Here is a 6,588-nt window from a genome sequence, read left to right as displayed (position 1 = left end):
ACCACTGCCAGCGCGCGGCCATGGAGGCCGGCGACAGGCATGCCGTCCCGCGCGGACGGATACGCGCCCTGTCCGAGGGGGGCGGGCGCGTGTGGGGCTAGCGCACCATCCATGCCATGCCGCGGCGGGACGGGACGGACCCGCCGGCCGTCTCGGAGAAGGTGGCGCGCCGCATCATGGGCGGGGAGGGGCCGCGGCCCGTGTGCCTGAAGAGGCCCAGGCGGTGGAGCTCCCACAGGGGGGAGCCGTCCGAGGCGCCCGCCGACCTCGTGGAGCGCGACTTCCACGCCGGGGCGCCGAACCGGCCGTGGCCGACGGACGCCGCCCGGTCCGCCATGGACGGCCACAAGCGCCGGCCGTCCCCGGTCATCGACCGCTTCGACGGCATGGTCGTCTCCTGGAGGCTGTCGCGCAGCCCGGACGCGGCCATGGCCGACGGCATGCCGCTCGACGCCATCGCCACGCTCGCGCCCGGCGAGACACCGACGGTCCACTCGGACCGGGGCTGTCACCACCGGCGGCCCGGATGGATCCGCATCCGCGGGGAGCACGGGCTGGTCCGGTCCATGAGCGCCAAGGGCCGCGGCCCCGACAACGCCGCCGCCGAGGGATCCTTCGGCAGGCCCAGGAACGAATTCCTCCACTGCCGCGACCGGAAGGACGCGACCTACGACGAGTTCCACGGGCGGCTCGCCGCCTACCTGACCCACTACAATGAGACACGCACCAAGAAATCCCCGGGCCGGCAGAGCCCCGTGCAATACCGCAGAAGCCTTGGACTGGCCGCACGACCATCCAAAAAACATCCGCACCCCCCACCACTACACAATTCGCGCTCAAAAAACGTGAAGCACGTCGGTACGGCGTTGATATAATCATTCAATTTGTATCATCAAAGCGTAAAACTGGGAAACATACAAACCGTCGACCGACGACGATGTGCTTAGACCGTGTTAGCGGATGTGAGGTTGGTCGTTGCGGGGTGGTTTCGTTCCGCTGGCGCCATGGCATGGGTGACGTGCGGATATGTGCGGGCGTAGGGGTGCCGCCGGGCTCAGATCAGCTGGGTGCGCTCCAGCTGCCCGGCAATCCACCGGTTCCCGCGCGCGACCAGCTTGCGCAGCAGCAGGCCGATGAGCAGCAGCGGCGGCACGAACAGCAGCAGCGCCCCCAGCTCGCGCCAGTAGTCGCCGTCATACAGGCCCGCGATCGCCGCGCGCATCGCGTCAATCGAATGCGTGATCGGCAGCCACGGGTTCAACGCCTGCATGAACCCGGGCAGCACCTGCGGCGGATAGGAGCCGGCCGAGCCGGAGACCTGCAGCACGAGCAGGAACATCGCCAACGCCTTGCCGATGTTGCCGAAGCTCACCACCAGCGTGTACGCGAACAGCACGTACAGCAGCCCGGACACCCATCCGGAGAGCATGAACAGCCACGGATGCACGGCCTGCACGCGCAGGAACAGCAGCGAGCCGGCACAGCTGACGGTGCTCTGCAGCAGCGAGACCACCGCGAACACGCCGAAATGCCCGAGGAACAGCTGATGCGGCTTGAGCGCCCGGCCGCCGAGCCCTAGCTCGAGCAGACGCCGGCGGTTGCGCGAGACGGTGGGGTTGATCGTCATCGCGGCCAGCAGCGAAGCCGTCCACAGCGGGATGAACGTGTAATACGGCGTCATCGTGCTGCCGAAATTGGCCACCGGGAACACGGCCCGGCGCTTGAGCTGCACGGGCGCGGCCAGCGCGGAGGCGAAGGAGGCGGGGTCCTCGCCCAGCAGGTCCTTCACCGCGGCCATGTCGCCGGCGCCGAGCGCGCCGGCGAGCTTGCCCTGGAAGTCCGCCAGCTGCGTGCCCGCGTCGGTCAGCTGGCCGGCCATGTCGCCCAGCAGGGCGTGCACGTCGTCCACGCTGCGCTTCGCCCCGTCGACGGTGGTGGCGAGCCCGCCCAGCACGGACCCCAGCTGGCCGGTGCCGTCCTTCAGGGTGCCGGTGACCGAGGCGATGTCGCGGGCGATCGCGTCGGTGTGCGGCTTGATCTGCCCGGTGAAGTCGGCACGCAGCCCGCCCACGCCGTCCGCCGCCTGCGCGGCCAGGTCCTTGATGGCCTGCTGGTCGGCCAGCGCGGTGTCCCGGCCCGAGACGACGGCGTCGGCCGCGCCCGTCAGGGCGGCGTGCAACGTGGTGAGCGGCGCCACGACCTCGCGGTCCACGCGGTCGGCCAGCGCACCCAGCGCATCCGCCTGCTGCGGATGCTTCGCACCCAGGTCGCGCAACGTGGCCTCCATCTCCTGGAAGGCGTCGATCTGCGACTGGACGGTTTCGGCCTGATGCGTGAGCGCCGTGGCCGTGTCGCTCGCGGTGGCGCCGGCCTTCGCCAACAGGTCGTCCACCTGCGTGCCCACGGAGCGGAACCCGCTGGCGCTGGATTCGAGGGCCGTGCCCAGCGCGCCGGTGGCGGATTCCAGCGCGCCGGTGAGGCCGTCGGCGGCGGACCGGGCGTCCTTGTCGCCCTTCGTGGCGGATTCCAGCGCGCCGGAGGTCTGGCCGAGCAGCTGGTCGGCGCCGTCGAGCAGCTGGCCGGCCGTGCCCGCCAGCGTCTCGTAGTCGCGCAGCGTGGCGCCCGCGTCCGTCAGGGCCGATGCCGTGGAGCCGAGGTTCGTGGCGAAGGAGCCGAGCGCGTCCGTGGCCTCCGGCCGGGACGCGAGGTCCGCCAGCGAGGAGGCGATGCCGAGCGCCGTGCTCGTCAGGGTGGACACGAACTCCTGGTTGACCTGCGCCGCCACCTCGTCCGCGCCCTCGCCCGTCAGGTTGGCGTTGAGCGCGGAGAGCTTCTCGTTACGGTAGTAGTCGATGAGCGCGTGGCGGGAGTCGTCGGAGAAGAACGTCATCATCCGCCGGCTGAAATCCTTGGGAATGACGATGGCCGCGTAATAGTCACCGGCCTTGGTGCCCTCGATCGCCTTGTCCTTGGAGACGAAGGTCCAGTCGAGCTCGCTGTTCTCGCGCAGCGCGCTCACCACCTCGTCGCCCACGGTGATCCTCACGGGCAGCAGGTCGGACTTGTACCCCTCGTCCACGCTGGCGACCGCGAATTTGATCCGCTTGACCTCGCCGAACGGATCCCAGCTGGCCGCGATGTTGAACCAGGCGAACAGACTGGGGATGGCCACCAGCCCGATCAGGCAGATGACGGACACGACGTTGCAGGTCACGCGCCGCACGTCGTCGGTGAACAGACGCCACATCGCCTTCATGCCGCATGCCTCCTGCCCCGGCGCAACGCCAGCCGCTCGCGCCGCTGCCGGCGCGCGGCGTCACGGTCGCGCTCGCGCTGGGCGAGCGCGCCGCGGATCGCCTCGTCGTCCAGATTGCCCAGCGCCACCTGCCGGCGCATCCGGTCGCGCAGATACTCGATCGTCAGCAGGAAGGCGATCACCAGCAGCACCCACACGGTCCACGCGCCCAGCGCCTCCAGCTTGGTGTTCGTCGTCAGCGAGAACGTGACCGTCAGCACGGCCGGCACCACCAGCCCCGCCACCAGCGCCCCGCGTTTGAGCCGCGGGTACACGTCCGCGAACCAGGCCGCCCGCCGCGCGATCGCCTCGCGGTACTGCGCCCGGTCCGACAGCACGCGGATCGCCTCGCCCACCGGGAACTCGTGGCCGCGCAGCCGCACCGGCTCGCCCACGATCACATCCCCCTGCGCGATCTGGCGCGCGAACAGACGGTTCACATTCGCCAGCCACGGGCGCACGCCCAGCCCCAGCGCGAAGCCCAACGCTGCGTACAACAGCAGCACCAGCATCTGATGCGCCCAATGGCCGCCGTAGAACCCGCCGATCGTCTCGCGCATCGCCGCGATCGAATGCGAGAACGGGAAGAACGGATACAGCGTGCGGAAGAACCCCGGCATCATCTCGATCGGGTACAGGCCGGATGCCCCCGGGATCTGCACCACGATGAGGATCACGCACAGCGCCTTGCCCACATGCAGGAACGTGGTGGACAGCGCGTAGGTAATCGCGACGTCCACCAGCGCCGTGACCACGCCCGTGGCCACGAACAGGGCGGCGCTCGCCGCCTTGACCCCGATGACGAGGTCGCCGATCGTCACCACCAATCCCTGGCCGATGGCGATCAGCGCCAGGAACAGCCAGCGTCCCAGATAGCCCTGCGCGGGGGTGAGCCCACCGTCGATGCCCTCGCCGTCGGCCTCCAGCTTGAAGATGACCACCAGCATGAACGCGCCCGCCCACAGTGCCAGCGACGTGAACAGCGGCGCCATGCCCGCGCCGTACGAGTTCACCGCGTACATGGTGTGCGTGCTGAGCACGGTGGGGGAGCCGAGGAACTCCGCGATGCGCTTGGCGTCGAGGTGGTCCTGGCCGACGAGCCGTTCGAGGGCGTTCGCGCCGCTGAGCGCGGTGAGGTCGGTGACGACGGTGCCGAGCTTGGTGCCGACGGCGCCGAGGGCGTCGTCGGTGCGGGCGAGCGCGGCGCGGGCGGCGGCGGCGGTCTGCTCGAGCTGCGTGAGCACCGAGCCGGCTTGGTCGAGCAGCGCGGCCTGGTCGGCGATCCTGCCCCCGAGCGTGGTGGCCGTGGCGGCCAGCCCCGCCAGGCCGGTGTCGAGCTGGGGCAGGCTGGTGCCGACGAGCTGCGCCTGCGCGGTGTTCGCGTCGGCGAGCGTCTGCTGCACGGCGGTGTTGGCGGCGGTGCCGAGCGTGCCGGCGGAGGCGGCGGTGGCGCCGAGGTCCCGGTTGAGCGTGGTAAGGTCGCCGAGCGTGGTGCCGAGCGTGCCGTTCGCGTGCTTGAGCGAGGCGATGGCGTCGTCCAGTCCCGGGATGGGGCCGGCGAGACCCTCCAGTTCGGTGAGGATGCCGTCGATCGTGGCGTTCGCCTGGCCCAGGGGCGCCAGCGACTGGTCGACGCGCTCGCTGGCGGCGGTGAGCGCGCCGGTGATGCCGCCGACCGCGCCGGTGGCCTGGGCCATGGCCTGGCTGGCCAGGCCGCTGCTGTGCGCCAGCGTGCCGGAGGCGCTGGCGGCGAGGTCGTCCACGGTGGCGCGGGTGCCGGTGAGCAGGGCGGAGGCGTCGGCGAGCGTGCCGTCGGCCTGCCGGGCCAGCGTGCGCACGAAGGCGAGCGTGGCGCGGGCCGCCTTGGTCTGGTCGGGCACGTCGGCGAGCGTGGCGTCGAGCTCGCCGATGGTGGAGCGGACGCGTGCGACGTCGTCGGCGACGTCGTCGAGCGTGCCGGAGACCTCCGCGACCGCGGTGCCGCCGGCGGCGTCCAGCTGGCCGGCGGCCTGGTTGATGGCGCCGGCGATCGCGTCGCCGACGGTGGAGACGAAGGTGTCGTTGATCTCGCGGTCGACGGTGCCGGCCGCCGCGTCCGTGATCTTGGGGGAGATCGGGCTGGCTTTTTCGTTGACGTAGTAGTCGAGCGTGGGGCGCGTGCCGCCGCCGGTGAGCATCGTGCCCAGCGAGGCGGAGAAGTCCTTGGGGATGACGATGGCCGCGTAGCTGCGGCCGGATTCCACGTCGTCCATCGCGCCGGCGCGGTCCGTGAACCGCCAGTCCAGGTCCTTGTTGGCCTTGAGCGAGGCGACCACCTGGCGGCCCAGGTCGAGGTCGCCCAGCACCGGGCTGCTCGTGCCCTCGTCGGCGTTCGCCACCGACACCCGCAGGCCGCCGATGTTGCCGTACGGGTCCCAGAAACCGATGATGTTCACCCACGCGTAGGTGGCTGGCAGCACCATGAGGCCGAGCGTGATGACCCACGCCACCGGCACGCGCAGCAGGCGTCTGAGGTCCCGCGCCAGCACCCGCATCACGTTGTGCATGTCCGCTGTCCTTTCCCTGAGCGTTCCTTCGGTCTGATGTGCCGGGCCGGCCCGGCTCACTGGAGGCGGGCGGTACGGGCCGTCCCTCCAGGCGCGCGCCGGCGTGTCACCATGCACCCCGAGCCTATCCCGGACTCCGGTCCCCGCCGTCGGCGGAGACCGGAGTCTCCGTCCAATTATCGGCGCTGCTGCCCCCGAGGCGCCTCATTTAAAAGTGAGCGCGAAACCGGGAGTGGTGGGGGTGTGGATGTTTTTTTGGATGGTCGTGCGGCCAGTCCAAGGCTTCTGCGGTATTGCACGGGGCTCTGCCGGCCCGGGGATTTCTTGGTGCGTGTCTCATTGTAGTGGGTCAGGTAGGCGGCGAGCCGCCCGTGGAACTCGTCGTAGGCCACGTCCTTCCGGTCGCGGCAGTGGAGGAATTCGTTCCTGGGCCTGCCGAAGGATCCCTCGGCGGCGGCGTTGTCGGGGCCGCGGCCCTTGGCGCTCATGGACCGGACCAGCCCGTGCTCCCCGCGGATGCGGATCCATCCGGGCCGCCGGTGGTGACAGCCCCGGTCCGAGTGGACCGTCGGTGTCTCGCCGGGCGCGAGCGTGGCGATGGCGTCGAGCGGCATGCCGTCGGCCATGGCCGCGTCCGGGCTGCGCGACAGCCTCCAGGAGACGACCATGCCGTCGAAGCGGTCGATGACCGGGGACGGCCGGCGCTTGTAGCCGTCCATGGCGGACCGGGCGGCGTCCGTCGGCCAC

Annotated in this window: 2 protein-coding genes and 2 pseudogenes; 1 reads left to right on the top strand and 3 read right to left on the bottom strand. The window is 70.9% G+C overall.

All coding sequences use genetic code 11. The features are described 5' to 3' along the window. Window positions 1–788: pseudogene (locus H7U32_RS09090) on the top strand (IS3 family transposase); the annotation flags it as partial. 266 nt (window positions 789–1,054) lie between these two features. Here H7U32_RS09090 and H7U32_RS09085 read toward each other — a convergent pair. The 3 genes and pseudogenes from H7U32_RS09085 to H7U32_RS09075 all read right to left on the bottom strand — a co-directional run. Continuing rightward, window positions 1,055–3,256, bottom strand: a complete 2,202-nt coding sequence (locus H7U32_RS09085; protein ID WP_204469756.1) for a YhgE/Pip domain-containing protein — start codon at window positions 3,254–3,256, stop codon at window positions 1,055–1,057. Next, entirely contained in the window at window positions 3,253–5,841 is a 2,589-nt protein-coding gene (locus H7U32_RS09080; protein ID WP_204469755.1) for a YhgE/Pip domain-containing protein, read from the bottom strand. The genes H7U32_RS09085 and H7U32_RS09080 overlap by 4 nt, the downstream gene beginning before the upstream one ends. A gap of 266 nt (window positions 5,842–6,107) precedes the next feature. Beyond that, a pseudogene (locus tag H7U32_RS09075) lies at window positions 6,108–6,588 on the bottom strand (IS3 family transposase); the annotation flags it as partial.

Origin of the sequence: Bifidobacterium pullorum subsp. saeculare, from assembly GCF_016899725.1 — a bacterium.
GTDB lineage: Bacteria > Actinomycetota > Actinomycetes > Actinomycetales > Bifidobacteriaceae > Bifidobacterium > Bifidobacterium pullorum_C.
Note: the sequence above shows the minus strand (reverse complement) of the source record. Positions and strands in the feature narration are given on the sequence as shown.